This is a genomic window from Kribbella sindirgiensis, from assembly GCF_004331435.1.
GTDB classification, from domain to species: domain Bacteria; phylum Actinomycetota; class Actinomycetes; order Propionibacteriales; family Kribbellaceae; genus Kribbella; species Kribbella sindirgiensis.
The window spans coordinates 565,970-591,960 of record NZ_SJKA01000003.1 but is presented as its reverse complement, the minus strand read 5'-3'; the positions used below and the strand labels follow the sequence as shown (position 1 = coordinate 591,960).

22 protein-coding genes are annotated in these 25,991 nt (G+C 68.5%); 11 read left to right on the top strand and 11 right to left on the bottom strand.

The window, feature by feature from the left end; translation table 11 throughout:
- Positions 1-304: 304 nt before the first annotated feature.
- On the top strand, positions 305-829 hold the full coding sequence (locus tag E0H50_RS11315) for a hypothetical protein (RefSeq protein ID WP_238150894.1): 525 nt from the start codon (positions 305-307) through the stop codon (positions 827-829).
- An 8-nt stretch (positions 830-837) separates the two neighbouring features.
- Here E0H50_RS11315 and E0H50_RS11310 read toward each other — a convergent pair whose 3' ends face one another.
- Positions 838-2,583 (bottom strand): hypothetical protein, encoded by a 1,746-nt coding sequence (locus E0H50_RS11310; protein ID WP_202868091.1) that lies wholly within the window; start codon positions 2,581-2,583, stop codon positions 838-840.
- Positions 2,584-2,799: 216 nt separating this feature from the next.
- Here E0H50_RS11310 and E0H50_RS11305 point away from each other — a divergent pair, with 216 nt between their 5' ends.
- Genes E0H50_RS11305 through E0H50_RS11285 form a run of 5 tightly spaced genes read left to right on the top strand, consistent with a single transcriptional unit; the run spans position 2,800 to position 7,968 of the window.
- Positions 2,800-3,723, top strand: coding sequence for a carbohydrate ABC transporter permease (locus E0H50_RS11305; RefSeq protein WP_131286783.1), 924 nt, complete (start codon positions 2,800-2,802; stop codon positions 3,721-3,723).
- Positions 3,713-4,597, top strand: a complete 885-nt coding sequence (locus E0H50_RS11300) for a carbohydrate ABC transporter permease (protein ID WP_131286781.1) — start codon at positions 3,713-3,715, stop codon at positions 4,595-4,597. The genes E0H50_RS11305 and E0H50_RS11300 overlap by 11 nt, the downstream gene beginning before the upstream one ends.
- Before the next feature lie 20 nt (positions 4,598-4,617).
- Positions 4,618-5,919: an ABC transporter substrate-binding protein gene (locus E0H50_RS11295; protein WP_131286779.1), complete on the top strand. Its 1,302-nt coding sequence runs from the start codon at positions 4,618-4,620 to the stop codon at positions 5,917-5,919.
- Between the two features lie 25 nt (positions 5,920-5,944).
- Positions 5,945-7,066 carry a Gfo/Idh/MocA family protein gene (locus tag E0H50_RS11290; protein ID WP_131286777.1) on the top strand — a complete coding sequence of 374 codons (1,122 nt, stop codon included), beginning with the start codon at positions 5,945-5,947 and terminating at the stop codon, positions 7,064-7,066.
- A complete protein-coding gene (locus tag E0H50_RS11285; RefSeq protein WP_131286775.1) occupies positions 7,063-7,968 on the top strand; it encodes a DUF6807 domain-containing protein in 906 nt (301 codons plus the stop codon). The genes E0H50_RS11290 and E0H50_RS11285 overlap by 4 nt, the downstream gene beginning before the upstream one ends.
- Before the next feature lie 168 nt (positions 7,969-8,136).
- Here E0H50_RS11285 and E0H50_RS11280 read toward each other — a convergent pair whose 3' ends face one another.
- Both E0H50_RS11280 and E0H50_RS11275 read right to left on the bottom strand, forming a co-directional pair.
- Positions 8,137-9,534 carry a sensor histidine kinase gene (locus E0H50_RS11280; RefSeq protein ID WP_131286773.1) on the bottom strand — a complete coding sequence of 466 codons (1,398 nt, stop codon included), beginning with the start codon at positions 9,532-9,534 and terminating at the stop codon, positions 8,137-8,139.
- 64 nt (positions 9,535-9,598) lie between these two features.
- The gene (locus tag E0H50_RS11275) at positions 9,599-10,519 is read right to left on the bottom strand and encodes a phosphotransferase enzyme family protein (protein ID WP_131286771.1); all 921 of its coding nucleotides are present in this window, start codon (positions 10,517-10,519) and stop codon (positions 9,599-9,601) included.
- A 216-nt stretch (positions 10,520-10,735) separates the two neighbouring features.
- Between E0H50_RS11275 and E0H50_RS11270 the strand changes: the two genes are divergently transcribed.
- Positions 10,736-12,130 (top strand): hypothetical protein, encoded by a 1,395-nt coding sequence (locus E0H50_RS11270; RefSeq protein ID WP_131286769.1) that lies wholly within the window; start codon positions 10,736-10,738, stop codon positions 12,128-12,130.
- A gap of 21 nt (positions 12,131-12,151) precedes the next feature.
- Here E0H50_RS11270 and E0H50_RS11265 read toward each other — a convergent pair whose 3' ends face one another.
- Together E0H50_RS11265 and E0H50_RS11260 are read right to left on the bottom strand one after the other, a co-directional pair.
- Complete coding sequence (locus E0H50_RS11265; RefSeq protein WP_131286767.1) at positions 12,152-13,354, bottom strand: cytochrome P450; 1,203 nt, start codon at positions 13,352-13,354, stop codon at positions 12,152-12,154.
- Between the two features lie 55 nt (positions 13,355-13,409).
- A complete protein-coding gene (locus tag E0H50_RS11260; protein ID WP_131286765.1) occupies positions 13,410-13,985 on the bottom strand; it encodes a TetR/AcrR family transcriptional regulator in 576 nt (191 codons plus the stop codon).
- A 105-nt stretch (positions 13,986-14,090) separates the two neighbouring features.
- Here E0H50_RS11260 and E0H50_RS11255 point away from each other — a divergent pair, with 105 nt between their 5' ends.
- Entirely contained in the window at positions 14,091-14,873 is a 783-nt protein-coding gene (locus E0H50_RS11255) for an SDR family NAD(P)-dependent oxidoreductase (RefSeq protein ID WP_131286763.1), read from the top strand.
- On the opposite strand, the gene E0H50_RS11250 is transcribed toward E0H50_RS11255, so the two are convergent.
- The 5 genes from E0H50_RS11250 to E0H50_RS11230 all read right to left on the bottom strand — a co-directional run bounded on the left by E0H50_RS11250 (position 14,870) and on the right by E0H50_RS11230 (position 20,249).
- Positions 14,870-15,577: a hypothetical protein gene (locus E0H50_RS11250; protein WP_131286761.1), complete on the bottom strand. Its 708-nt coding sequence runs from the start codon at positions 15,575-15,577 to the stop codon at positions 14,870-14,872. The two genes, E0H50_RS11255 and E0H50_RS11250, sit on opposite strands and share 4 nt — an antisense overlap.
- Entirely contained in the window at positions 15,574-16,374 is an 801-nt protein-coding gene (locus tag E0H50_RS11245) for a CPBP family glutamic-type intramembrane protease (protein ID WP_165547063.1), read from the bottom strand. The genes E0H50_RS11250 and E0H50_RS11245 overlap by 4 nt, the downstream gene beginning before the upstream one ends.
- A 198-nt stretch (positions 16,375-16,572) precedes the next feature.
- Positions 16,573-17,217, bottom strand: coding sequence for a response regulator transcription factor (locus E0H50_RS11240; RefSeq protein ID WP_131286757.1), 645 nt, complete (start codon positions 17,215-17,217; stop codon positions 16,573-16,575).
- Positions 17,208-18,947 (bottom strand): sensor histidine kinase, encoded by a 1,740-nt coding sequence (locus E0H50_RS11235; protein ID WP_131286755.1) that lies wholly within the window; start codon positions 18,945-18,947, stop codon positions 17,208-17,210. The genes E0H50_RS11240 and E0H50_RS11235 overlap by 10 nt, the downstream gene beginning before the upstream one ends.
- A 78-nt stretch (positions 18,948-19,025) precedes the next feature.
- A complete protein-coding gene (locus E0H50_RS11230) occupies positions 19,026-20,249 on the bottom strand; it encodes an aldose epimerase family protein (RefSeq protein WP_131286753.1) in 1,224 nt (407 codons plus the stop codon).
- A 178-nt stretch (positions 20,250-20,427) separates the two neighbouring features.
- On the opposite strand from E0H50_RS11230, the gene E0H50_RS11225 reads away from it, so the two are divergent.
- From E0H50_RS11225 to E0H50_RS11215, 3 genes are all read left to right on the top strand, one after another.
- Positions 20,428-21,027: an isochorismatase family protein gene (locus tag E0H50_RS11225; RefSeq protein WP_202868090.1), complete on the top strand. Its 600-nt coding sequence runs from the start codon at positions 20,428-20,430 to the stop codon at positions 21,025-21,027.
- A 4-nt stretch (positions 21,028-21,031) separates the two neighbouring features.
- Positions 21,032-21,949, top strand: a complete 918-nt coding sequence (locus E0H50_RS11220) for a GlxA family transcriptional regulator (RefSeq protein WP_131286751.1) — start codon at positions 21,032-21,034, stop codon at positions 21,947-21,949.
- Between the two features lie 65 nt (positions 21,950-22,014).
- The gene (locus E0H50_RS11215; RefSeq protein WP_131286749.1) at positions 22,015-22,674 is read left to right on the top strand and encodes a hypothetical protein; all 660 of its coding nucleotides are present in this window, start codon (positions 22,015-22,017) and stop codon (positions 22,672-22,674) included.
- A 102-nt stretch (positions 22,675-22,776) separates the two neighbouring features.
- Here E0H50_RS11215 and E0H50_RS11210 read toward each other — a convergent pair whose 3' ends face one another.
- Positions 22,777-25,896, bottom strand: coding sequence for a glycoside hydrolase family 3 N-terminal domain-containing protein (locus E0H50_RS11210; RefSeq protein WP_238150893.1), 3,120 nt, complete (start codon positions 25,894-25,896; stop codon positions 22,777-22,779).
- Positions 25,897-25,991: the final 95 nt, after the last annotated feature.

The following is a 25,991-nucleotide window of genomic DNA, read 5'->3' as shown; positions in this document are numbered from 1 at the left end:
GGTTTGGGGAGGCTCTGTGGGGGTGAACTGGGGAGCCGTACTGCCTGATTCGGGAGGGCACGACTCCCCAAACTGGTTTGGGGAGGCTAGCCCTTCAAACCGGTCTGGGCGAGGCCTTCGACGAATTGGCGTTGGGCCAGGACGAAGATGATGAGGACGGGGAGTGCGGAGAGGGTGCGGCCGCGAGTTGGGTGTTCCACATGGGTCCGCGGTACGCGTCGACGTACTGGGTGAGGGCCTGCGGGACGGTGAACTTCTGTTTCGAGGAGAGGAACACGATCGACTCGAGGTAGAGGTTCCAGCTGTGCAGGAAGTCAAAGCCGGGACCGGGTTCCTCTGGCACCCGGCGGCCGGCACGGTGATCTACGCGCAGCAGACCGCGACCGGCTGCTGGGGCACGGTCCGTGCCGGCAAGGCCGATGCCGAGAGCAACCTGATCGCGGAGTACCCGTCGAAGGATCGCGTCCGCTACCGCACGCCCGACGGCTCGGTGTCGACCGAACTCGTGATCGGCCCGCACTCGGTCAGCCGTCGGGTGACCGCGTCCGGCGCCGCGACCGAACAGGTCCCGCTGGTACTGCAGGCGGGCGACGAGGTGGTCTTCTCGGACGGGACCGTCGTGCCGTACGGCGAGACGCGGACGGCCACCGCCGACGGGATCGTGATCCGTCGCGGACGGGCCACGATCACGATCACCTGGTCGGGGCGACGGGCGGCGACGCTCAGCACCTCGTCGCGCACCTATCTGCGCGACCAGCGCCGCCGCGTCCACGTTCTCCGGATTCCACACGACGGCTCACTCGAAACCGTCGTGCGGACGGCCGGCTAGGTCCTGTCCTAGTAACGCAGCTTCAGCAGCTGGCGGCCCGGCGTGCGTCCGGTCAGGTACACGCGGAGTCCGTCCGGGGTGAGGCTGCCGCCCAGGTAGGTGTAGCGCTCGCCCGGGTCCATCGCGACCCGGGCGGCGCCGTTCCCCGGGCCGAACTCGATCCGGTCCGTGCCGACCGTGTAGCTCCCGGTCCCGGCCGTCAGCTGATAGTTGCCCGCAGCATCCAGTGCGTCGACGCCGGAAAGTGTTCCGCCGGCGCGGAAACACAGCTCGATCGCGTACGCCGTCTCGTCGCCGGCGAACTCGAACGCCAGGTCGTACCCGCCGCCGACCTCGGTCACGGTCACCTCGGTCCGCAACGTCCGGTACTGCTTCGGCCGGTGCCCGAAATCCATCGACGCGTAGAAGCGGCCGTCCGGGGTGAGGGCGTACAGGCCGTCCGAGCGCCGGTACCGCTTGGGAAGCGGCAGGTGGTACGGAACCTTGACCTCCTGGGACAGCCTGAAGGAGTTCGCACCGAGCCGGCGGAGCCCGTCGCTGCGGAAATGCCCGGTGCTGAAGAACTGCGGCGACAACCGGACCGAGTCGAGGATCGCCGCGCCGTTGCGGAGCTTGAAGAACGTCGGGTTCGTCGAGAGGCCCGACGAGATCACCGGGAGGTCGTGGAAGTCGGTGCCGCCGAAAACGGTTGCCGTCCGGGTGTCCCGCCGGATCCGGACGGACGCCTGCGACGGGTAGTGCTGCACGAAGTTTGTCGGAGCCGGTGCTGCGGCTGGGAGGACGGCGGACAGCTCCGGCCGCTCCAGCACCTCCGCGAGGAAATCGCCGAGCTCGCCCGTCCCACGCGCTTCGATGCTCTTGGCAATGGTCGTGAATCGTCCGTCGCGGGTGTGCAGCGCCAGCTCGCGGAACTGCGTCAGGTACCACCAGACCTCGCGGACGCCCTTCTGGTCCTGGCGACGCGACGCGGTCGTGTCCACCTCGCCGTTCGGCTCGAGCAGGTACAGCGTCACGTCGAGATTCCGCCGTACATAGTCCAGCAGCGCCGGCTTGTTGCGCAGCCACGCGATCGTCAGCAGGCACGGGTTCGTGACCTCGGCGGCGTACGTCGAACTCCGCTCGCTGTAGATCCCGTCCGGGGTCGCGTCGATCCCCTCGTCGAGCCAGTCGTCGATCCGGGCCGCATACCGCCGGTCGGGGAACAGGTGATGAGCGCGAGCCAGCGCTGCCGACACCTCCCAGCGGTGGTTCGGCGTATGCACACCACCCGAAGCCAACGCCGGGCCGGCCTTCTTGATCACCGAGGCCAGCGTCGCGCGCATCGACGCGGTCTCCGCCTGGCCGTCCGCGTCGAGCAGCGCGTACAGCAGGCAGACGTCCTGGATCGCGAATGCGCTGTCGGGCGGCGAGTGCAGGTTGCCGACGTCGTACAACCCGTCCTCGTGCTGCCGCGCGGCGAGCTGGTCGACCAGCCAGCCGATCGGCTCGAGCAGGGTCGCGTCGTGGTGGTACGACGACCTTCCCCAAACGTAGCCGGAAACCAGCCGGCGGGCCTTGCGGGCCACGGTCCGGACACTGTCGGAAACGTTCTGAAAGTTGCCGAGCACGATCGGAATCTGTTTCCGGTTCGCCTCGGTCACCAGGGTCAGGAAGTCCTCGTCCACGGCTGCCACCTCAGCACGAGCGGCGGCCGGATGCAGGGCGCCGAGCGCAACCGTGGTCAGCGAACCGGTGAGAAAAGTACGTCGCAGCATCGGGATCTCCGTCGGTAAGCGGTTGCCAAATGCCCAGAACTGTCGCGCCGCCAACTTTGTCCTGTCAATAGCTCGCGACCGGTCCGGATCCGGTCGTTTCCTACACCGATGAACTCTTGCGGGAACCGGTTTCTTGTATTAGCTTGACCGGCCAAGGCAAGCGCTTTCCTCGCCCGCCGCGTGCCGGAGGACGGCGGGAACGGAAGAGAGGTGACCATGAGTGCGCTAGGCGAGCTGGGCAGTCTGAGGGGTAAGAAACCGGCAGGTCAGAAGAAGGACAACCTGGCCGGGTACCTGTTCCTGGCGCCGTGGTTGCTCGGGCTGTTCCTGATCACGATCGGGCCGATGGTGGCCTCGTTGTACCTGTCCTTCACGGACTACAACCTGATCCAGGCGCCGCAGTGGATCGGCCTGGAGAACTTCACCCGCATGCTGTCCGACGAGCGGCTGCACAACTCGCTCCGGGTGACCTTCACCTACGTGTTCGTCTCGGTCCCGCTGCAGCTGGCGATCGCATTGCTGCTGGCCGTCGTTCTCGACCGCGGTGTCCGCGGCATGGCGTTCTACCGTTCGGTGTTCTACCTCCCGTCGCTGCTCGGCTCGAGTGTCGCGATCGCCATCCTCTGGCGGCAGGTGTTCGGCACCACCGGCCTGCTCAACCAGGTGCTGGACGTGTTCGGCATCGAGGGCAAGGGCTGGATCTCCGACCCCAGTACGGCGCTCGGCACCCTCGTCGTACTGAACGTCTGGACGTTCGGATCGCCGATGGTGATCTTCCTGGCCGGCCTGCGGCAGATCCCGACGATGTACTACGAGGCGGCCTCCGTCGACGGCGCCGGCGTCCTGCGGCGGTTCTTCAGCATCACGCTGCCGCTGCTGACGCCGATCCTGTTCTTCAACCTGGTGCTGCAGATCATCCACGCGTTCCAGTCGTTCACCCAGGCGTTCGTCGTCTCCGGGGGCAGCGGCGGACCGTCGGACTCGACGATGTTCTTCACGCTGTACCTCTACGACCGGGGCTTCGGGAACTTCGACATGGGCTACGCCTCCGCGATGGCGTGGTTCCTGCTCGTGATCATCGGGGTCTTCACCGCCGCGAACTTCTTCGCCTCGAAGTACTGGGTGTTCTATGACGACTGAGACCCTGCAGCGTTCCGTCACCGCCCGCCGGACCGCTCCCGTGACCTGGTCCCGGATCCGGCCGCTGGTCATCCACGTGCTGCTGGCCGGCTCCGCGCTGGTGATGCTGTACCCGGTGATCTGGATGGTGGTCAGCTCACTGCGACCGGGCAACGAGATCTTCCGCGACCCCGGGATCCTGATCAAGGACCTGCGGATCGAGAACTACCGGGTCGGCTGGCACGCGCTGACCGAGCCGTTCACCCGTTACCTGCTGAACTCCGCGGTGGTGGTGCTCGGTTCGATCCTCGGCAACCTGGTGTCCTGCTCGATGGCGGCGTACGCCTTCGCCCGGCTGGAGTTCGCGGGCAAGAAGTTCTGGTTCGCGATCATGCTGCTGAGCATCATGCTGCCGATCCACGTGGTGATCGTGCCGCAGTACATCCTGTTCTCGAACCTGGGCTGGATCAACACGGTGCTGCCGCTGATCGTGCCGAAGCTGCTCGCCACGGACGCGTTCTTCGTGTTCCTGATGGTGCAGTTCATCCGCGGGATCCCGCGGGAGCTGGACGAGGCCGCCCGGATCGACGGCTGCGGCAAGGCCTCGATCTTCGGTCGGATCATCCTGCCGCTGATGGTCCCGGCACTCGCCACCACGACGATCTTCACGTTCATCTGGACCTGGAACGACTTCTTCAGCCAGCTGATCTACCTGACCGACCCGCACATGTACACCGTCCCGGTCGCGCTGCGGTCGTTCGTCGACTCGACCTCGAGTTCGTCCTGGGGCTCGATGTTCGCGATGTCGGTCGTCTCCCTCGTTCCGGTCTTCCTCGCCTTCCTGCTCGGCCAGCGGTTCCTGATCAAGGGCATCGCGACCACCGGCATCAAGTAACCCCCTGAAAGGTGCACCTCATGAGGCACATTCCACGCGCCCTGACCGCCCTGGCGCTGGCCACCACGTTGCTCGCGGCCAGCGCCTGCGGTGGCGACTCCGGTGGTGGATCGTCGTCCGCGGACGGCGGCAAGGTCACGCTCCGATTCACCTGGTGGGGATCGGACACCAGGACGAAGCTCACCCAGCAGGTGATCGACGCGTACCAGAAGGACCATCCGAACGTCACGATCAAGGGTGAGTTCGGCGAGTGGTCCGGCTACTGGGACAAGCTGGCCACCACGGTCGCGGCCAACGACGCGCCGGACATCATCCAGATGGACGAGAAGTACCTGCGCGAGTACGCCGACCGCGGCGCGCTGCAGGACCTGAAGAAGGCCGAGGGCCTGGACACCGGCAAGTTCGAGCCGGACACGCTCGGCGCCGGCGAGTTCGACGGCGGCCTGTACGGGCTGAACGCAGGTATCAACTCGTTCGCGGTCGTCGTGAACCCGGCCGCCTTCAAGACCGCCGGTGTTGCGGTTCCGGACGACACCACGTGGACCTGGGACGACTTCTCCCGGATCGCCGCGGAGATCACCACGAAGACCGGCGGCAAGATCACCGGAGCCGGCGCCTTGGGCACCAACGAGGCCGGCCTGAACCTGTGGGCCCGGCAGAACGGCGAGTCGCTCTGGACGAAGGACGGCAAGGTCGGGGTGTCGCCGGAGAAGACCACCGACTTCTTCAAGTACATCCTGAAGCTCCGCGACGCGAAGGCGATCCCGTCGGCCGAGGCGATTTCGCAGGACATGAACGCGTCGCTGGACCAGTCGGCGTTCGCGACCGGCAAGCTGGCGATGAGCTTCATCTGGAGCAACCAGTTGGTGGCCTTCAGCAAGGCGACCGGCCAGCAGTTGAAGCTGCTGCGGATCCCGAGTGCCGACGGCAAGGCCGCCGACAACGGCTCGTACTACAAGGGCTCGATGTTCTGGTCGATCTCTGCGCGGTCGAAGCACCAGAAGGAGGCCGCGGAGTTCGTCAACTACCTGGCCAACAGCACGGCGGCCGGTGACGTGCTGCTCGCCGAGCGGGGCGTTCCGCCGAACACCGAGGTCCGCGCCGCGGTGACGCCGAAGCTGCAGCCGGCCGACGCCGCGTCCGCGAAGTTCATCCAGGACATCAGCAAGGACCTCGGCGATCCCTCGCCGGCCCCGCCGGTCGGCGGCGGCCAGGTGGAGAAGATCATCCAGCGGTACACGACCGAGGTGCTGTTCGGGCGGCAGGCGCCGGACGCGGCCGCCAAGGCGTTCCTGGACGAGGTCAACGGGGAGCTCAAATAGTGTTGCTGACGGCAACTGATTGCCGATGACGGGGGCCCGCGTGGCCGTGGTGGGAATCCACGGCCACGGAGCCTCCCATATCCGTAACGTCGCCCGGCTGGCGGAGGCCGGCCGGGCCGAGCTGGTCGCCGTCGCCGATCCCCAGGGCGCCGACGACCTGCCCGCGAGTGTCCAGGTCTTCAGCGGCCTGGACGAGTTGCTCGCGGCAACCGAAGTCGACGTCGTGGTGATCTGTACGCCGATCCAGACCCACGTCCCGCTGGCGGAGCTGGCGATGCGCGCGGGCGCCGACGTACTGCTGGAGAAGCCGCCGACGGCGTCGATGGCCGAGTTCGAGCAGCTGTCCGCGGTGGTGGCCGAGACCGGTCGTGCGTGCCAGGTGGGCTTCCAGGCGCAGGCGTCGGAGGCCACGCTGAAGCTGGCGTCGATGGTCGCCGAGGGCCAGCTGGGCGAGATCCGGGGGATCAGCGCGGTCGGAAAATGGGTCCGCAAGGCCCGGTACTTCCAGCGCGCGCGGTGGTCCGGCAGACGGCGGCTCGACGGTGTCGATGTCGTCGACGGCGCGGTGACGAATCCGCTCGCGCACGCGGCCGCGGCGGCCCTGCTGCTGGACGGTTCGACCGGCGTGGACGACGTACGGTCGATCGAGGCCGAGTTGTACCGCGCGAACCCGATCGAGTCCGACGATACCTCGACGGTGCGGATCACGACCAGCCGCGGTACGCCGATCCTGATCGCGGTGACGTTGTGCGCGATCGATCATCTCGAGGCGTCGGTGATCGTGCACGGGTCGGAGGGGCGCGCGGTCCTGACGTACCAGTCGGACCTGATCGGCGACACGAAGTACGGCCGGGCCGATCTCTTGGAGAACCTGCTCGCGCATCGCGCGGATCCGAGCGTCCCGCTGTACGTGCCGCTGGCCGCGACGGGTGGTTTCACCCGGGTGGTCGAGGCGGTGCGGACGGCGCCGGATCCGCTGGCGATCGCGCCCGAACTGGTGCGGTGGGAAGGCGAAGGACTGGAGCGCCGGCCGATCGTTCTCGACGTCGAGAACTGGATCGACCGGGCCTCGGACGACCTGGCGCTGTTCAGCGAGATCGGGGCGCCATGGACAACATGGACAACGCAACCACGGGAGATGTCATGAATCTCGGCTGCAACCACGCGGTCGGCCGATCGATCCAGGTCACGGCGGGCAGCGGCGAGCTGTTCACCTACGTGTACCAGGCGGACGACCCGCAGTACGAGTCGCCGCGACCGTACTTCCATCCGATCCGGACGCTGACCGGCGACCTGGTCAGCGTGTACCGCCCCTGGGACCACCTGTGGCACAAGGGCCTGTCGTGGTCGTTGCCGCACTTCGGGCACGACAACTTCTGGGGCGGCCCGACGTACACCAAGGAGAACGGGTACAAGCCGCTCGGCAACAACGGCTCGCAGGATCACGACCGGGTCGACGCGCTGGACGTGTCCGACGACGAGGTGCGGTTCGCGCACCACCTGTCGTGGCACACCGAGGGCGGCAAGCACGTCGTCGACGAGACCCGCACGATCACCGTGCGGCTCGCTGACGACGGATGGGTGCTGGTCTACGAGACCGCGATGACGAACGTGTCCGGCGAGAACATCCAGATCGGCAGCCCGACCACGGCCGGACGGCCGAACGCGGGGTACGGCGGGTTGTTCTGGCGCGGGCCGCGGTCCTTCACCAACGGCACGATCCTCGCGCCGCAGGGCAAGGGCGGTGATGAGCTGCGCGGGCAGCGCGCGCCGTGGATGGGCTTCACCGCCCGCCAGGACGAGACCGACACCGCGTCGACCATCGTCGTCGCCGACGCCGCCGACAACGTCCGCCACCCACCCGAGTGGTTCGTCCGTTCAGAGGACTTCGCCGCGGTCTGCCCCGCCCCGTTCTTCACCGAGGAACTCCCGTTCCCCTCCGACGACACGCTCCGCCTCCGGTACGCCGTACTCGTCGCCGAAGGCCTCTCCGACGACGACCGCGCCAAGTCCCTCGCAGCCCAAGCCCAGAAGGCCCTGGCCACCTAACCCGCCCCACCCCACCCACGGGCCCCACCTCAAGCCCCACACCGCCGGACCCCCATTTGCCTGGCTCACCCACCAAGTCGGGGGTTCCACACCCGCAACCAGGGTGGCGAACCCCCAACCTGGTGGGTGAGCCAGGCAAATTGGTGGGTGGGCCAGGCAAATGAGGGCTCAGCGGGGTAGGGCGAGGGTGAAGTTGGTGTTGCCGGGGGTTGAGGTGAGGGTGAGCGTGCCGTGGTGGGCCTGGGCTATGGATTGGGCCAGGGAGAGGCCCAGGCCGGCGCCTCCGGTGGCTCGGTTGCGGGCGGTGTCGGCGCGGGTGAAGCGCTGGAAGACGTTCGGGAGCAGGTCGGCGGGGATGCCGGGGCCGTCGTCGTGGATCGTGAGCAGGGCGGAGCGGTCGCTGCTGGTGGCGGCGACGGTGACCGTGGTGCCGGGCGGGGTGTGCCGGCGGGCGTTGGTGAGCAGGTTGGCGACGACCTGATGCAGGCGTAGCTCGTCGCCGATCACGACGATCGGCTCGGCCGGCAGGTCGAGTTCCCAATGGTGGCTGGGGGCAACGATGCGCGCGTCGGTGACCGCGTCGAGGGCGAGCCGGGACAGGTCGACCGGGCGGCTGTCGAGCGGCCGGCCGGCGTCCAGGCGGGCGAGCAGCAAGAGATCCTCGACCAACGACGCCATGCGAGTGGTCTCGATCATGACCTTTCCCATGGCGTGCCCGTAGAGCTCGGGATCGCGTTGGCGGAGGCTCAGCTGTGCGTAGCCGTGGATCGTGGTGAGCGGCGTCCGCAGCTCGTGGGAGGCGTCCGCGACGAACTGCCGGACCTGCTGCTCGCTGCGGTGCCGTGCGTCGAGGGCGTTCTCCATGTGCCCGAGCAGCGTGTTCAGCGCGACCGCGACCTGGCCGACCTCGGTGCGTTCGTCGGTGAGCTGATCCGGCACGCGGGCGGTGACCCCGATCTCGCCGGTGTCGAGCGGTAGACCGGCCACCTCGCGGGCGGTCTGCGCGACCCGGCGCAGCGGCCGCAGTTGACGCCGTACGACGAACACCGCGACGCCGCCCGCGGTGAGTACGCCGATCCCGCCGAAGAGCGCCTCCCACCCGATCAGGCTGTTGATCGTGTTCTGGATGTCCTTGGTCGGGAGCCCGGTGATCACGGTGATGTCGCCGATTCTCGTCGCGTGCACGCGGTACTCGCCGAGGTCGGGGAGGTCGACCGTACTGTTCTGGCCGTCGGTCAGATCGTCGAGTACGTCGACCGCCTGGTCGGACAACTGGGTGAGCTTGCCGTCGGAGGTGATCACGTTGCCGACGGCTGTGGACGCTTGCGTGTAGACCGTGACCGTGCCCGCGTCCTGCCCGTGCGGGGCGTCCGGCGGCGGTCCGCCGTTCTTGAGCGAGCCGATCGCGCGGGCCTGCGTGGCGGCGACCTTACCGTCCAGTTGCTTGGTCAGGTACGAACCGATCGCGGCGGTCGTCAGCGCGCCGATCACGAGACTCACCACCGCGACCAGCGCCACCATCGCCGCCGCGACCCGCACACTCAACGAACGCGCCGCGACCTTCATACCCTCAGCATGTGCCTCCACCCCTGAGGGTTCCTTCGCATTCCCTGTGACCTTCCTGTGAAGGTCAGAGCAGTACGTCGGCCGCCGCGCGCAGCCCGTCGAGCTCGGCCGCGGCCCAACCCTCGTCCCGCGACTCGCCGCCGCGCCAGCGTGGCTTGTCGACGAGGTGGAAGTACAGGTTGAAGATGCTGCCGGCGACCTGCAGGTAGGGGATCGCAGCCTCGTCCTCGGAGGTGATCGGGCGGTGGGCGGCGTACGCGGACTTGAACGCGTTCCAGTGCGGGGTCGTCGCGACGCCGCCGAAATCGGCTGCCGGCGGGCCGACCGCGGCGAGGTCGAAATCGAGGAGGAGCAGTCCCTGATTGGTCAGCAAAACATTGTCCAGGGTGACATCGCCGTGGCAGGTTCCTGCCTTTGAGTACTGCGCGAGGTTGTTCCGTACTGCACCCGCCAGGGACCGGAGCAGGTTTTCCTCCGCGTCGTCCACGGCGAGGATTTCCTCGAGCGGCCGTTCGAGCCGATGAACGAGATCGGCCGGCGGCCGATAGTACGGCGACGTGTAGTTGTCGGCGGCATCGTGAAATGCGGCGAGTTGCCGGCCGAAGTCGGCGTACAACGCGTCGGTGAAGGGCGGTCGCGGCTTGCTGCCCTCGACGTACCCGAGCAGGGTGAACGGCCGGGGTCCTTCGGGTGTCTCGAGGACCCCGACGGTGTCCCCGCTGGGAAGCGGGAGGACCGGTGGAGCGAGTACGCCGGCCGCGCGCAGATGCTCCGAAAGCCCTGTCTCCCAACGGATTTCGTCCGGCCCGCGGCCGCCGTACCGATAGAGCTTGAGGATGTAGCGGGCGTCGTCGGTCGCCACCTCGTAGACGTCGTTGACCAGCGAACGGAGCAGGACGCAGCTGGTGAAACCGAGGCCGTAGCGCCTACCGAGCTCCGCGGCCAGCGCCTCGGGATCCGGCAGCGAGCGGAGCGTCGGGATCATGGAGCCGACCCTACGAATCACGGAGCCGCCCCTGCAACGCGTTTGAATTGCCAGGTTAGAAGCGTGGTAAGAGTGGGGAGGTTCGAGACGTTTCCGGATTCGCCTCCCCGTTCGGGGCCGGAAACCGGTAGCCTCTTGCAGCGCGCTATCTGGGGGCCGCCGTACCACCCACCCGACGAACTGCCGGAGAGCCCAAACCGGTCAGGAGTGCACGTCTTGCAGGAGAACACCAGCACAACCAGTACTGGCGAACTGGCCAACGTACCCCTCACCGGTGCGGACAAAGTCGCCTACGCTTTCTACGCGACCGCGGCTGCCGCGGCGCTGGTCGGCCAGGTCTGGGCCGGCGTGACCCATATCCCCTGGCCCGACAGCGGCTTCTCGCAGCTGCTCAAGATCGTCCTCGTGACCCCCGCGGTCGCGGTGCTGGAGCTCGGTGGTGTCGCGACCGCGGCGCTGGCCGACCTGCGCCGCCGCAAGGGCGAGCAGGCCTATGCGTACCGTGCGATGTCGTTCTTCGCGGCGCTCGTCGCGGTCGTCTTCAACGTGGTCGGCCACTGGCGGCCGGAGGAGCGGTTCCTCGCCTTCGGCTTCGGCGGTCTGTCCGCGTTCGCGTACGTGCTCTGGCTGATCCACAGCTCGGCCCGTCGTCGCGACGCGCTCCGTCGTGCGGGGCAGATGCGCGAGACCGGCCCGGTGTACGGCGTCGTCCAGTGGATCCGTGAGCCGCGGGTCACCTGGCTGGCGCGCTCGCTCGCGATCGAGCACGGCTACGGCCTGTACGAGAGCCTCCGCGCGGCCCAGCACCAGATCCGGAACAAGAGCCGCCGGGACGCGATCGCCGGCACCGTCGCGGAGTACATCCGTTCCGAGCACCAGGACGAACGGCTGGCGAAGATCGCCGAGACGACGTACGACCCGGACCGGCTGGCCGGAATGCTCGAGGAGCGGATCAACTACGAGGTCATCACCAGCAAGTTGACCAAGGCGATCTCACCGCCGCCGGAGGAGCCCGAGGAGCGTCCCGCCGTACCCGCCGCCGTGTGGGTGCTCGAGGGTGGGCAGCCGCGCCGTGCGGACTCCACCGGGGTCGGACTGCGCGACGACGACGCCTGGACCGGTGAGTTGATGGCGATTGTCGACCAGCCCGATCCGACCGACAGCGGCAACGTGTCCGAAGCGGTCGTCGTCGAGGACGAGAGCGAGCCGCAGCACGTCGTGAACGGTACGGCGAGCAGCCTGAAGCCGTTCGCCCCGCAGCCGAAGGCGGAGCCGGTGGTGCAGAAGCCGCAGCCGCCGTCGCCGTTCGCGGGGCCCGCGGACCCGCTGCCGCCGGCGTTGATCACCACCCCGAAGGTCGAGCCGGTGCTGCCGGACCCGGCGCCGGTCGTGGTGGCGAAGCCGGAAGCGGAGCCCGAACCCGAGCCAGAGCCCACCGACCTGGAGAAGAAGCGCATGCGGGCGTGGAACATGCTCGCCGACTGGCCGGAGGGGCATGAGCGAACCGCTGCGAACCTCGCGCGGGCCGTCAGCTGCAGCGAACCGATGGCGAAGCGTTTCATCCAGCAGTACGAGACCGAGCACGGTCTCGTGTTCAGCTCGCAGAACTGACGCACCGACTGCCGGTGGACCTCAGAGGTTGAGGTTCACCGGCAGTTCTGCCAGACCGCTGACCAGTACGCGGCGCCATTCGAGCTCTTCGGCGGGCTTCGCGAGGCTCATCCGCGGGAACCGCCTGACCAGCGCCGCCAGCGACTCCTGCAGCTCGATCCGGGCGAGTTGTGCGCCGAGGCAGAAGTGCGGACCGAAGCCGAACGACAGGTGTTTGTTGTCGCGACGATCCAGCCGCAGCTCGTCCGGGGTGTCGTACGCCCGCGGGTCCCGATTCGCCGAGTTGAGCGCGGCCATCACCCCTTCACCGGCCTTGATCTGTACGCCGTGCAGCTCGACGTCCTCGATCGCGACCCGGAGCTGGCCGACCTCGCTGAACCTGTTGAACCGCAGCAGCTCCTCGATCGCCGACGGAACCAGCTCCGGCTCCGCGACCAGCCGCGCCCAGTTCTCCGGCCAGCGCAGCAACGTGGCGACGCAGCTGGAGATCTGGTTGGCCGACGTCTCGTGGCCGGCGACCAGGAGGTTCACGCCGAACGCGATCAGCTCCTCCTGACTCAGCCGGTCGCCCTCCTCGCGGGCGCGCACCAGTTCGTCCAGAAGATCGTCCGCGGGACCCGAGGTGTTCGCGAGCTTCTTCGTGACCAGGTCCTCGATGTACGCCGTGAGTTTGGTCATCGCGTCCTCGACGAGGTCCTTCTCGGCCATCTTCATGCTGTACCCGAGCTCGGTCCACTCCCGGAACTGCGTACGGTCCGCGTACGGGACGCCGAGCAGCTGGCAGATCACCTGGATCGGCAACGGCAATGCGACCAGCTGCCGGATGTCGGCGCCGTCGCCCGCCCGCGCGACGTCCTCGGCGAGCTGCGCGGACAGGTCCGCAACCCATGGCCGGGTCTGCTCGATCTTCCGGTGCGCGAACGTTGGCACTACCAACCGTCGGAGCCGGCTGTGCTCCGGCGGGTCGGTGGTGGTCAGGCTGTTCGGCATCGGTTTGGCCAGCGCGACCCGCGGCGCGCCCTGCTTCACCACGGCGGCGCGCGAGAACCGCGGGTCGGCCAGTACGAGTTTCACGTCGTCGTACCGCGTCACCAGCCAGACCTCCGCGCCGGCCAGCGTCCGCACCCGCGCCACCGGCCGGTTCTCCCGCAACTCGGCGAAGGTCGGCGACGGATCGAACCGAAACGCATAGTCGAACGGAATCTGCAGAACCGGTTCAGTCATGCCCCAACCCTATGCAGGTTAGGTAACCCTTGCTTCTGCGCTCAGCGCGTCGGGTTCACAGCTGCGCGTTCGGTGAGCCGACCCCACGGAGGAGCGTGTCGACGACCTGGGTCGCCAGCGTGTCGGTGTCGGTCTCGTCCGCATCGCCGCTCTGGGCGACCTCGTGGAGCAGGGCGTAGTAGACGCGGCGGACCCAGATCAGGTCGACGTCGGCCCGCAGTACGCCGGCCCGTTGCAGGCGCGCGAACAGACGATCGCACGAGGCGACGACGCCGGCCATGATCTCGTCGCTCTCACTGGCGGCCGGTGCGCTGTTCATCGCGAAGCCCCACGACACCTTGACCTCGAGTGCGTTCGCGGTCGCCTGGTAGAGCGCGACCAGGGGCGGCGCGGTCTCGAAGCGGGCCTCGTCGACGGCGCGCGCGAGTTGCGTCGACGCCCAGGTCCGCATCGTGGTGACCAGCGCCTCGCGGGTCGCGAACCGGCGGTGCACCGTCGTCCGGGCCACGCCGGCCGCCGCGGCGATCTCCTCCATCGAGGCGGACGGGTTGCGGGCCAGGACTCGCTCGGCCGCCTCCAGGATCGTCCGCACGGTCCGCTCGGCGTCGGCGCGCAGGGGTCGGACGGTCATGTGAAAAGACTACCCGGAAGTCACGTCTACCACGCTACTTGCAACAGCTATGTAGCAAGTAGTACGTTTTCAGGGTCAGTCACGATGCGATTTAAGGATGATGAGATGGACCTGCAGCTGAAGGACAAGACCGCGCTCGTCACCGGGGCGAGTCGAGGGATCGGGCTGGCTGTCGTCGAGCAGTTGGTCGCCGAGGGCGTGCGCGTGGTCGCGATCGCGCGGACCGGTACGCCGGAGCTGCGTGCCACCGGTGCGTACGTCGTACCCGCGGATCTCGCGACGCCCGATGGGCCAGAGCGGGCCGTCGCCGCCGCGCTGGCGGAGGTGGGCGAGCTGGATCTGCTGGTGAACAACGTCGGCGGCGGCGACGGTGAGCTGGCGAACGGGTTCCTGGACATCGACGACGACGCCTGGCGGCAGCTGTTCGACGTGAACTACTTCGCCACCGTGCGCACGACGCGGGCCGCGTTACCGAGCCTGATCCGGCAGAGCGGCGCGATCGTCAACGTATCCTCGAACGGAGCCCGGATGCCGTCGAGCGGCCCTACGCCGTACACGACCGCCAAGGCCGCGCTGACCGCCCTGAGCAAGGCGCTGGCCGAGGAGTTCGGTCCGCAGGGCGTGCGAGTAAACACCGTCTCGCCCGGCCCGGTGCGGACAGCGCTGTGGACGGATCCCAGCAAGTACGGCGGCCAACTCGCGCGGACTCTCGGCGTACCCCACGAGGACCTGCTGGCCGCGCTACCCCAGCAGACCGGCATGCTCACCGGCCGCTTGATCGAGCCGTCCGAGGTAGCCGCGCTGGTAGTACAACTGTGCTCACCACTGACCGCCAGCATCATCGGCGCCGACTACCTCATCGACGGCGGAATCGTAAAGACCGCCTAGCCACGAGTCGTCGAGACGACGACGGCGGACCCGATCAGCAGGAGGAGGACGGCGCCGATCAGTGCGCCGATCGTGACGCCTTCGACGGCGGGCAGTGTGCCCCCGACGCTCAGTCGGGCGTCGACCTTCGGTGATCCGTCGGCGTTCATGATCACGACCGACCAGTCGCCGCTGCGGGCGGTCCAGTTCAGGCTTTCGGTGCCGGAGGCGACCCAGAACGACTGGTCCGCGGGCAAGGTCGCCGGCTTGTCGCCGGCCCGGGCGGTGGTCGTCAGCCGGAAGGGATCGACAGCGAAGTCGGCGACCTCGTCGTGGCCGACTCCCTCGAGGTACGCCGCGACGTCAGCGGCCGGGCCGATGCCGACGAAGACCGGCGTACCGGACGTCGTCGACTCGATGCCGATCCGGATCTTGCCGAGGAAATCGTCGGTGTAGAAGGCGTCCGGACCGGCCCCGCCGATGTCCAACGCCGGCGCGGTCAACGCATAGGTGCTGGTGCTGACCCGCTCTGGTCCAGCAGTGAAGTATCCGTCGCTGTCGCGTTGCTGCTGCGCCCACAGCCCGACCCCGCCGAGAGCGAGCAGCGTGACGCCGCTCAGGGCGAAGAAGGCACCTACGACCACCAGCAGGGTGCGCCAGCCGCTCCACGAGCGTTGGACGGTAGGTGCGGGAGTAGGGACTGGTGCTGTCGGTGTGGTGGTCATGAGACTGTCTCCTTGGCTTCGGCCGGACGGCCTGGATGGATTGCTTCGGCTGGTGCGGGACTGGTCCAGAAGCGGCGACTGCCGATCAGCAGGACAACGGCGACCGCGCACCAGACGGCGACGTACAGCCAGGCTTCCCGCGTCGCGTCCGCGCCGGCGGGCCAGAGTTCCTCGGTGTTGATGCTGCCCTCGGTGGCGTGCGCGATCAGGGTGATCAGTGCGCTGCCGGCGGCGTGATTGAACAGCCACGCGTACCAGATGGTGACCGCGACCGTGGTCAGCGCTTCGAAGGGGTGCAGGCCGAACGAGGAGATGAAGAACAGCGGCAGGTGCCAGCCGGTGATGGCCACGGCCATGACGGCCGTCGCGGCGAGTGGTGTCCGGCTCGACTGGAGCCGTGGCTGCGCGAATCCACGGAAGCTCGGCTCCTCACTGAACGGGCCGCCGGTCGGATTGACGATGTTCATCCCGATGACGAGCGCGATGCCGTACCAGGGCGTGAACTGGCCGGTGTCCGGTGCGGACGCGCCGAGCGCCTGGTTGAGCGAGATGGTCACGAAGTGCACGACGAGCGGTACGGCGATCGCGACGACGTACCAGATCCAGCGGACCCGCCAGCGGATCAACCGGGCGCCCATGGACCGCAGGCCGGCGAGGCCTTCGGTCAGGTAGACGACGACGAGTGCGGCGACCAGGGCGCCGGGTGCGTAGAAGCCTCCGAACGGGATGCCGATCCAGGCCAGGGCATAGGCCAGGACGAAGAAGCTGACGACTGGATGATTGCGGATGAAGGTCATGACGGATCTCCTGGGAATCGCGGGTGGTCGGGGACTCGGTGCACGGTCCGGCCGGCGCGGCGGGTCGGGTTCGTTCTGCATCACGCGGGATTTGTGCACTGTTTCCTCCGGGGACGGGGTCTGCGTCGAGACTCGCGTTTCCGGGCGCGTTCGGGAGACCGGGCGGCCGGTGGAGGAGGGGTTCGGGTTTCTGGTGTGTCAGGCGCGCAGATAGAGCAGTACGGCGAGCACCCGGCGGGATTCGCTGCGGGTGGACGGGATGCCGAGCTTGGTGAAAATGCCGGAGACGTACTTCTCCGCGGCCCGCAGCGTGATCGTCAGCGCGTCGGCGATGCCCTGGTTCGACGCACCGGTCGCCATCAGTTCGAGTGCTTCTCGCTCGCGGGGAGTCAGCACCGCGAGCGGATCGTCACCACGCCGCCGCCTGAGCAGCGTGGAGACGATCTTCGGATCGACCGCCGAACCGCCGCCGGCCACTCGCCGTACCGCGCCGACGAAGTCGTCCACGTCGCTGATCCGGTCCTTCAGCAGGTAGCCGACACCTTCGGCGGAGTCCGACAGCAGTTGCATCGCCAGGCCGAGTTCGAGGTACTGCGACAGCACCAGTACGCCGACGTCCGGATGCTGCGCTCGGATCCGCAGGGCGGCGCGCATGCCCTCGTCGTTGTGCGTAGGAGGCAGCCTGATGTCGAGGATCGCGACCTGCGGCGGGAAACTGCGGACGTACCGCAGCAGGTCGTCGGCGTTGTCGTACGCCGCGGCGACGTCCAGGCCGGCGCCCGCGAGGATCCGGGTGAGTCCCTCGCGCAGCAGGACGCTGTCCTCGGCGATCGCTACTCGCATGGGAACTCCGCCTCCAGCCGGGTCCCGCGGCCTGGCGGACTCCAGATCCGCAACTGGCCGCCGGTGGCCTCGACGCGGTCGGCGAGACCGCGCAGTCCGGTACCGCGCTCGGTGTCCGCGCCGCCGATACCGTTGTCGACGACCGCGACGACGATCGCGTCGGCGGACCGGCTGACGCGGACCGACGCGGTGGTCGCTTCCGCGTGCTTGCCGATGTTCGTCAGGCTCTCGCTGACGACGTAGTACGCGGCGACCTCTACGCGTTCGGGCAGCCGTCGGTCGATCGCGACATCGAGTTCTACCGGTACGGCGGCTTGTACGGCCAGAGACTCGAGCGCGACCGCCAGGCCGTGCCCGGTGAGCACCGCGGGGTGGATACCGCGCGCCACGTCCCGCAACTCGTCGAGGGAGACGGCCACCTCGCGCTTGGCCTTCAGCAGCCGCGCCGCGGTCTCGCTGCTGTCCGTGGAGCTGTTGGCGAGCAGCCCGAGTTCGAGTGCCAAGGCCACCAGGCGCTGCTGGGCGCCGTCGTGCAGGTTCCGTTCGAGCCGCTGTCGTTCCCTCTGTGCGGCGTCGATGACCCGGGCCCGTGAACCCTGCAGCTCCTCCAGACGGGCACGGAGCTCGACCTGCAGCCGGTTGTTCTCCAAGGCGATTCCGGCCGCGGCCGCGACGGCGTCGAGCAGTTCACGTTCGTCCTCGAGCGATCGGTCGAACTCCAACGCGATGATCGGTTCGTTGTCGCGGTGAATGACCCGGGTCGCACGTCCCTCGTCGGGGCCGCGCAGGGTCACGGCATGACCGTCCGGATCGGCCCAGGTGCCGTATTGCGGCAGCCAGTAGGCCAGGCTGAGGGACGGGTCGTGCAGTGCGCGCGCCAGGGGCTCGCGCAAATCGCTCGTGGGGTGCGCGCGCAGCTCCATCAGCAGCGCGCCGACGTCGGTGCGCGCCAGCCGGGCGTCCAGCAGTCCCAGCAGGAAGGCGACCGGCGAGAGGCCGAGGGCGGCGAACGTGATGTGCCGAACCGTTTCGATGTGCGGCCAGCCGCGCAGCCCTGCGACGTACAGGAGAGCGAGCATGACCAGTGCCAGTCCGAAGGTGTCCACCAGCAGTGTCACCGGACGCCTCCGCACGAGGTCCGGGCGTGGCCGACGGACCAGGAGCAGGGCGGCGCCGATCAGCAGGAGAACGCTCATCGCCATCAGCTGGAACTGCTCGATACGGCTCGCGAGCGCCGGTTGGGCGGTGACCGCAAGCAGGCTGTCCGGGTTGCTGCCGAGCAGGATCTTCGCCCCTTGGAGAACCACGGCGTTCAGGTAGCCGGCGATGATCACCAGGCGGCGCGGGCGGGTCTCCAGCTGTCCGGTCGGATAGGCGAGGAAGACGTGCAGGAACATGGCGGACGGCACCATGTCGAGGACGTTGCCGAGCGAGTGCAACGCGGGTTGCGAGGACCACTGCAGAGCGGTCAGGGCCATCACGAACCCGGTGGCGATCATCAGAGGGCCGAGGCGGCTGTCCGGCCGGCGCCACCACGCGAGTGTTCCGCTGATCAGGTACGGGATGGTGATCCAGTTGAACAGGAACGCCTGCAGGCCCGGTCGAACCAGCTCGTCGCCCGCCATCGCGAGCGCGATCGAGGCCAGCAGCGTGCCGAGACCCGCCACGACAGTCGCCCACAGAGCCCACGGCCCGGGGCCGCGGGCGCGTGCGATCGCCGGTGCTGCCACCTGTCACCCCCACCCTTGCTCAGCGTGCGCCCGTTGCACAGGCCACACAAGGGCAGGGAACGACAGGAGGTCCTTCGGTTACTTGGTGCCGAAGGAGTAGATGGTGGTGGATTTGTAGGTCTCGCCGGGGCGGAGGACCGTGGACGGGAAGTTGGCGTGGTTCGGGGAGTCCGGGAAGTGCTGGGTCTCGAAGGCGAAGGCGTCGCCCTGGCGGTAGGCCTTGTTGCCGATGCCGAGGAACGTGCCGTCGAGGAAGTTGCCGCTGTAGAACTGGACGCCGGGCTGGTCGGTGAGGACCTCGATCGTCCGGCCGTGCTCGGGCTCCCAGAAGCGTCCCGCGAGCCGCAGCCCGTTGCTGTCCGGCTGCCCGCCGAGCACGAAGTTGTGGTCGTACCCGCGGCCGAAGATCAGCTGCTGGTGGTCGCCGCGGAGCCGCTTGCCGATCGCGGTCGGCCTGCTGAAGTCGAACGGCGTCCCGGCGACCGGGGCGATCTCGCCGGTCGGGATCAGGGTCGCGTCGACCGGCGTGTACTTCGGCGCGTTCAGCTCCAGCACGTGGTCGTAGATGGTGCCGTTGCCCTCGCCGAGCAGGTTGAAGTACACGTGGTTGGTCAGGTTCACGATCGTCGCCTTGCCGGCCACCGTCGCGTGGTAGTCGATCCGCAGGTCGTCGCGCTTGTCCAGCGTGTACGTGACGGTGCTGGTGAGCTCACCGGGGAAGCCCATCTCGCCGTCGGGGCTGACGTAGGTGAACGCGACGCCGACGGCCTTGTCGCTCTGCACGACCTTGGCCTTCCAGACCTTCTTGTCGAAGCCGAGGGTGCCGCCGTGCAGCGCGTTCTCGCCGTTGTTGACCGGGATCTGGTACGTCGTCCCGTCCAGGGTGAACCTGCCCTTCGCGATCCGGTTCCCGTACCGCCCGATGGTGGCGCCGAAGTACGGGCTGAGCGCGGCGTAGTCCGGCAGGTTGTCGAAGCCGAGGCTGATGTTCGTGGTCCTGCCGCGGCGGTCCGGCGTCTCGACCCGCTGGATGGTCGCGCCCCAGGTGAGCATCGAGATCGTCACCCGGCCGTTGGCGAACGTGTAGACGTCCACCTGCTGGCCGTCCGGGGTGGTGCCGAACGGGTCCTTGCGGATCTCTGGCTTGCCGTGGTGTGCGCCCATGGTCGTCAACTTATCCGGCGTACCGGCGGCCTGGGTACTCGCGTTCGCGGTGCTGCTGAGAGCGCCCGCGGCGGCGGCACCGAGGCCCAGGGCGCCGGCGGTCCGGAGGACCTGGCGGCGGGGCAGGTGATCGGGCATCGCAATCCCTCAATCGTTGTAGAAGCAGGACCTTCGCACGATAAGCGCGCCAGACCGGTGTTTGGAACAGTTCGGAAGGGTGTGAATTCGTCCGATCTCTGCGTGCTGACCGGATCGGTCCGGTTCGGGGCCCGATCGAGCCTTCGGTGGTACGTCGTCCGCGGGCCAGAATGAGGTCATGAGCCGAACCGCACTGATCGTGATCGACGTCCAGGAATCGTTCCGGGTCCGCCCGAACTGGCAGTTGGTGAACCACTTCGACATCGCCGAGCGGGTGGACCGCCTGGTGCGCGCGGCCCGCGACCGGGGCGACCTCGTCGTCTGGGTGCTGCACACCGAGCCGGGGACCGGCGGAGCGTTCGACCCGGCCAACGGGCACGTCCGGCTGATGGACGGTCTCGAACCGTTGCCGGGTGAGCCGACGCTGACCAAGACGTCGCACAACGCCTTCACCACAACGAATCTGCAGCAGCTGCTGACCCAGCGCGGCGTCGGCGAGATCGTTGTCTCCGGCATCCGTACCGAGCAGTGCTGCGAGACCACCGCGCGCGTCGGGTCCGACCTCGGGTACGACGTCGTGTTCGTCACCGAGGCGACCGCGACGATGGCGCTGGCGCACCCGTCGATCCGTGACGAGGCGAGTGTCGAGGAGATCCTCGCCGATCCGCGGACCCTGACCGCGGAGCAGGTCGCCGAGCGGACGGAGTACGTGCTGGCCGGCCGGTTCGCCACCATCCGGACGCTCGACGAGCTCACCGGCGTCCCCGTGTCATCCTGACCGGATGCGCCCTACTCGCGTCGTCTTCGTCCTGGTGCCGAGGCTCCATTTGCTGGATCTCGCCGGGCCGGCGCAGGTCTTCACGACGGCGAACGACTTCGGGTACGGGTACGAGGTCTCGTACGTCGCCGAATCCGAGGAGATCGCGACCGCTCAGGGCGTGCCGTTGCGGGCCCAGTTGGAGTGGCCGGAGCTCGGTACGGCGGACCTGGTCGTCGTCCCGGGATGGCGATCGCCGCGGTTGTCGCCGGAGCCGCCGATCGGGCCGGAGTTCCGGAAGCGACTGTTCGCGCACCACGCGGCCGGCGGGTCGGTCGCGAGTGTCTGCTCGGGGGCCGACGCGCTCGGGTGGGCGGGTCTGCTCGACGGGCGGCGGTTCACGACCCACCACGACCTCACCGACGAACTGGCCGCCCGGTATCCGCGGGCGATCATCGTCCGGGACGTGCTGTACGTCGAGGACGATCGCGTCATCACGTCCGCCGGGATCGCGAGCGGAATCGATCTCGCGCTGCACCTGGTCGCGGTCGGCCGCGGCGCCGAGGCAGCGGCTCGGGTGGCGCGCGAGATGGTCGTCTACGCCCGCCGCAACGGCGACGAACGGCAGGAGTCCGCGATGCTCCGCCATCGGGATCACCTCAGCGACCTCGCGCACCGCGTCCAGGACGTCATCGACGCCCGGTACGCCGACCGGCTCCCGCTGACCGATCTGGCCGGGCAGGTCGGAGTCAGCGAGCGCACCTTGACCCGCATCTTCACCGCCGCCACCGGCCTCACCCCGCTCCGGTACCAGCAGCTCCTCCGCCTGGAGCGGGCCGAACACCTCATCGGCCACGGCACCACGGTCGAGTCCGCCGCGCGCACGGTCGGCTTCGAGGACGCCCGGATGCTCCGCCGGCTTCGTGGCCGAGCTTCCGTCTAGACCGGAACAACTTTTTCCGGGAGTCGCACGTCTACTCGTACAACCAACCGACGAGGGGACGGATCATGAGGTTTGCTGGGGGCATGCGCCGAGGTGTGGTTGCGACCGGTGTAGCGACAGGAGTGCTGGCCGTGGGGCTGACCGCGCTGGCGACGCAGGGGGCGGACGCCGGTACGACGTCGGCGACCGCGCTGAGCCGGTCGCAGATGCTGACGGTCGGCGAGGTGAAGAAGGCCGATGCGCGGGCGGCGTGGGTCCGGCAGGTTGACAGGGGAATCCTGCCGCGGACGTACTGCGGGCCGGCCTCGACCGAGGGGAAGCGGGTCGCGGCGCGGATGGCGCGTGGGTTCAGCAACGACATGGACTCGTACGGCGCGCAGTACGTCAGCCAGTACGCGAACGCGGCGAGCGCGCGGGCGGCGTACAACTCGATCATCGCGACGCTGAAGAGCTGCACGTACAGCAAGCCGGCGCCGACGCACGCACGGAAGATCACCGAGAACCGCGTGGTGAAGGGCGCCTCGGGTGATCTCACGCAGGTGATCCGCTGGTACGACTACCCGAAGCCGAACGACCCCGGCAGCGAGGCAGGCGGCTTCCCGTACGCCGTCACCCTGAAGGGCCGCAACGTCTCGGTCCTCGCCTTCAGCGAGATGGGCCCGGGGATGCCCGCCCCGAACTTCGACAAACTCGCCCGCCAGGCGGCCGCGAAGATCAGCCGCTGAACTTCGCGCATCGAGCACGGGGACGGCGCGCGGGGGGAACAGCGCGCCTGGGGTGTGTTGGCCGGGACGGATGAGGGGTCACCGTCCCGGCCAACGCTTGTCCTACCGGGAAGCCGCCGTCAGCTTCGTGACCGCGGTGCTCAGCTGACCGCTGAGTAGGGCGTGGTCGGCGTCGGAGATGAGCTTCGATGCCGGCTCGGTCAGGTTCTGGCCGACGTGGTTCTGCGCGATCCACCGCGCCACGCCGACGACCGCATCGTCCTCGGCGAAGGTGTCCATCTTGGTGCGCTCGAGGAACTTGGCGGACTGGGCGGCAGCGGCCACCGCAATGGTTGCCTGCGGCCCCGACCAGTCGCGGACCCGCAGCGCGACGCCAGCCGCGACTCCAGCCGCCACCGCATACGGATCGTGCTGCCGCAGCAGCCTGTCGCGAGCCTCGCTCAACGCGGTACGCGCCGCGGCCTGGGTCGTGAGGCCCCACCCGAACGGGTACTGCGGGTCGTACGACGCATCCCCGACGTTCAACGGCTGCTGGCCCTCCGAACGCGGCCAGCTGACCGGCAGCCGACCACTGAACGGAACCTTCCCGAACAGCACATCCGCGACGCCGGCCCCCTCGGTCCCCGGCAACCACGAAGCAACCAGCGCGTTGACCTTCCCGAGCTGATCCGCGATCACCTGCGGCCGACCGGACACGATCAGCACCACACACTTCATCGCACCGCAGACCTTGTCCACGGCCGCCTTGTCGGTGTCCGGCAGCAGCAGATCATGTCCGTTGCCGACATCCCCGATCCCTTCGGCGTACGGGCGTTCCCCGACCACGACCACGCCGACGTCGTGACCCGCGAGCGGCGCCGACGCGTCCGCGCTGAACGTCGCATCCGGTACCACCTGCTTGATCCCGTCGAGGATCGTCGTACCGGTGGTCGTCGCCCCGGATCCGCCCTGCCAGCTGATGCTCCACCCGCCCATCTGGTTGCCGAGATCGTTCGCGTTACTGCCCGCGACGTACACCTTGGCAGTCGATGCCAGCGGCAACAGATTGCCGTCGTTCTTCAGCAACACCTGAGATTTCGCCGCAGCCTCGCGCCCAACCGCCCGGTGTGCGGCCGATCCGACGGATGCGGCGTTGGCCGTGTCGGCGTACGGGTGCTCGAACAGCCCGAGCTTGAACTTCTCGGTCAGGATCCGGCGGACCGCGTCGTCGATCCGCGTCATCGGGATCCGGCCGGCGCCGATCTCCGCGGTCAGGCCCTGGGTGAAGCCCTGGTAGTTCGTCGGCACCATGATCATGTCCAGGCCGGCGTTGATCGAGGTCCGGATGTCGCTCGCGTAGTCGCCCGGCAGTTGGTCGATCGCCTGCCAGTCGCTGATCACGAACCCGTCGAAGCCCATCCGCTGCTTCAGTACGCCGTTGATCAGCTCACCGTCGCCGTGCATCTTGACCGGTGCGGCGCCGTCGACCGACATGCTCGAGTACGACGGCATCACGGTGCCGATGCCGAGGTCGACCGCGGTCTGGAACGGCGCGAGGTGGATCGTCTCGAGCTGCTGCCAGGTCACCTGCGTGACGCCCTGATCGATCGTGTACGAGCCGGTCGTCGAACTGCCGTACGTCGTCCCGCCGTCGCCGACGAAGTGCTTCGCGGTGGCGAGGACACGGTTGTTGCGGGCGAGCTGACTGCCGTCGGCCTTGCCCTGCAGCCCGGTGATCACGGTCGCCATCGACCGCACGAGCGCCGGATCCTCGCCGTACCCCTCGTACGCGCGGCCCCAGCGGTCGTCGCGGACCACGCACACGCACGGCGCGAAGTCCCACGGGATGCCGGTGGCGCGGACCTCGGTCGCGGTCACCTCGCCGGTCCGCCGGGCCAGGTCCGGATCGCGGGTGGCGCCGATCGCGATGTTGTGCGGCAGGATCGTCGCGCCGATCACGTTGTTGTGTCCGTGTACCGCGTCGACGCCGTAGATCAGCGGGATCTGCAGCCGGGTCGCCTGCGCGTTGCGCTGGAAGGTGTCGATCATCGCGGCCCAGGCGGCCGGGGTGTTCGGGGTCGGGACGGACCCGCCGCCGGACAGCAGCGAGCCGAGCGCGTAGGACGCGATGTCCGAGCGGGAGCGGAGCGCGTTCCGCTCGGCCTGGGTCATCTGTCCGACCTTTTCCGAAACAGTCATCCGGGACAGCAGATCGGCGACGCGTGTCTTGATCGGGAGTTTCCGGTTCAGGTACGGCAGGTCGTGCGCGTCGATCACCACGACCGGCTGGGTCTGCGGGGCCTTCGCGCCGCTCACCGTGAGCTCCAGGGGAACGGTTTCCGCAACCTCGGCGGAACGGTCTTTCCGGGTCGCCACGGAAACGTTCTGCGATGTTCCGGAAAGTGTTCCGGCCGGGAACGTGATCGTTCCGGAAACCGGCGTGTAGTCGTCCGCGCCGGCCGTTCCGGTTCCGGTCCGGTAGTCGACGGTGACCGGCTCGTCGAGCGGCGGACCGCCCGTGGTCGCGACCGAGACCTTCACCTGAGCGGTCCCGCCCTCCTTGACCGGGTACACGTCGGCGTCGGTGACGACACTGTTCTTCAGCGCCGGATCGGCCTTGCCGTAGACCTCGACCTGGTCGATCGCGAACTCACCTGGAGCGCCGGCCGGCATCGTGAACGCGTAGCCCCACATCTGGGTCAGGTTCAGGATGTGGTCGATACCGCCGACGGGCTGGTAGTCACCGCGGTACGCGAGGTCGCTGAACGGGATCTCGACGAGATGCCAGCCCTGCCAGTCGTCGGTGAAGCTGGTGTTCCACAGCTCGGACGCCTCGGCGTTCGCGCCGCCGTCCTTGATCTCGAAGAAGATCCGCTTCCCGGAGCCGGGTGGCAGCGGGGCGGTGTTCTGCCCGTACCACCAGAACCGGATCCCCTTGTACGGCGACCAGTCGCCGGGATTCACGTCGTACGTGACGTCGTGGCTGAACCCGCCCCAGCCGCTGATGTTGTAGGTCCCGTGCAGCACCTTCTCGCCGGCCGGCGCGTCCGCGCGAGCCTGCAGTTCGAGCGTCGGCGGGTCGTCGGCGTCGCTGCCCCAGGTGAAGATCCCGGCGTTCGGCGGTGCGGCGAACGGCTCCGCGCCCTCGAACGCCGCCAACGTCACCGGCGCCGGATCGTCGGCCGCTGCGGGCGTCGTCACCAGCAGACCGCCGACCAGAGCAGCTGCCGCGACCACGGCCACCCGCCCCCTCCGGCGATCCACGGATCGAGAACCAGACCACCAGAGCATGGCGACTCCTCACAGGGCACACACAGGGGACTCTCGGGCCCGACTCT

Bases quoted from the DNA above. Each gene is read 5' to 3' on its own strand.
- E0H50_RS11310 (WP_202868091.1), bottom strand. From the start codon at position 2,583: ATGCTGCGACGTACTTTTCTCACCGGTTCGCTGACCACGGTTGCGCTC.
- E0H50_RS11305 (WP_131286783.1), top strand. From the start codon at position 2,800: ATGAGTGCGCTAGGCGAGCTGGGCAGTCTGAGGGGTAAGAAACCGGCA.
- E0H50_RS11300 (WP_131286781.1), top strand. From the start codon at position 3,713: ATGACGACTGAGACCCTGCAGCGTTCCGTCACCGCCCGCCGGACCGCT.
- E0H50_RS11295 (WP_131286779.1), top strand. From the start codon at position 4,618: ATGAGGCACATTCCACGCGCCCTGACCGCCCTGGCGCTGGCCACCACG.
- E0H50_RS11290 (WP_131286777.1), top strand. From the start codon at position 5,945: ATGACGGGGGCCCGCGTGGCCGTGGTGGGAATCCACGGCCACGGAGCC.
- E0H50_RS11285 (WP_131286775.1), top strand. From the start codon at position 7,063: ATGAATCTCGGCTGCAACCACGCGGTCGGCCGATCGATCCAGGTCACG.
- E0H50_RS11280 (WP_131286773.1), bottom strand. From the start codon at position 9,534: ATGAAGGTCGCGGCGCGTTCGTTGAGTGTGCGGGTCGCGGCGGCGATG.
- E0H50_RS11275 (WP_131286771.1), bottom strand. From the start codon at position 10,519: ATGATCCCGACGCTCCGCTCGCTGCCGGATCCCGAGGCGCTGGCCGCG.
- E0H50_RS11265 (WP_131286767.1), bottom strand. From the start codon at position 13,354: ATGACTGAACCGGTTCTGCAGATTCCGTTCGACTATGCGTTTCGGTTC.
- E0H50_RS11260 (WP_131286765.1), bottom strand. From the start codon at position 13,985: ATGACCGTCCGACCCCTGCGCGCCGACGCCGAGCGGACCGTGCGGACG.
- E0H50_RS11255 (WP_131286763.1), top strand. From the start codon at position 14,091: ATGGACCTGCAGCTGAAGGACAAGACCGCGCTCGTCACCGGGGCGAGT.
- E0H50_RS11250 (WP_131286761.1), bottom strand. From the start codon at position 15,577: ATGACCACCACACCGACAGCACCAGTCCCTACTCCCGCACCTACCGTC.
- E0H50_RS11245 (WP_165547063.1), bottom strand. From the start codon at position 16,374: ATGACCTTCATCCGCAATCATCCAGTCGTCAGCTTCTTCGTCCTGGCC.
- E0H50_RS11240 (WP_131286757.1), bottom strand. From the start codon at position 17,217: ATGCGAGTAGCGATCGCCGAGGACAGCGTCCTGCTGCGCGAGGGACTC.
- E0H50_RS11230 (WP_131286753.1), bottom strand. From the start codon at position 20,249: ATGCCCGATCACCTGCCCCGCCGCCAGGTCCTCCGGACCGCCGGCGCC.
- E0H50_RS11225 (WP_202868090.1), top strand. From the start codon at position 20,428: ATGAGCCGAACCGCACTGATCGTGATCGACGTCCAGGAATCGTTCCGG.
- E0H50_RS11220 (WP_131286751.1), top strand. From the start codon at position 21,032: ATGCGCCCTACTCGCGTCGTCTTCGTCCTGGTGCCGAGGCTCCATTTG.
- E0H50_RS11215 (WP_131286749.1), top strand. From the start codon at position 22,015: ATGAGGTTTGCTGGGGGCATGCGCCGAGGTGTGGTTGCGACCGGTGTA.